Annotated in this window: 1 protein-coding gene; it reads right to left on the minus strand. The window is 67.8% G+C overall.

Annotated elements, in window-relative coordinates:
- The coding region (locus E6G06_22200) for a right-handed parallel beta-helix repeat-containing protein (GenBank protein ID TML85161.1) at positions 1-538 on the minus strand (538 nt) is incomplete at its 3' end.
- Between the last annotated feature and the right edge of the window lie 8 nt (positions 539-546).

Here is a 546-nt window from a genome sequence, read left to right on the forward strand (position 1 = left end):
CGGAGATGTTGCCGTTGGTGCCCGGGCTGGACGCGCAGTTCCCCTCGAAGCCGGGGCGGTCGGGCGTGAAACCGTCGTTGGCGATGAGTTGCGGGGGCGTGGACTCGTAGAGGGGGTCGCAGAACGCCGCGGCGAAGCCGGGGGCGCCCACGAGCACGTTGCTGATCGCTTGGGCGGCACTGCTGTGCAGTGTGAAGTGCAGCGCCGAACCCAACGTGTTGTCCGCGATCGTGTTGTTTACGAACCGCAGCCCCGCCACCGCGCCGAAGACGAAGGCACCACCATGCACGTTCCTGGCGATGAGGTTCTGGACGACGCTCACCCGCGAGAAGCTGGAGAGCCACATGCCCCCTCCCTGGAGGCCCCCAACATTGTCGGCAATCGCGTTGTCGCGCACCACCGCCAGGCCCGCGGAGATCGTGCCGATGCCGCCCCCGTAGTCGTTTGCGTTGCGGGCGATCGTGTTGCGTCGGATCTCGGCCCGGTAGTTCGGGTAGCCGGAGATGAACACGCCACCGCCGATCCCGCCCGACTCCAGCCCGGTGT

The sequence above is a fragment of the Actinomycetota bacterium genome (genome assembly GCA_005888325.1).
GTDB lineage: Bacteria > Actinomycetota > Acidimicrobiia > Acidimicrobiales > AC-14 > AC-14.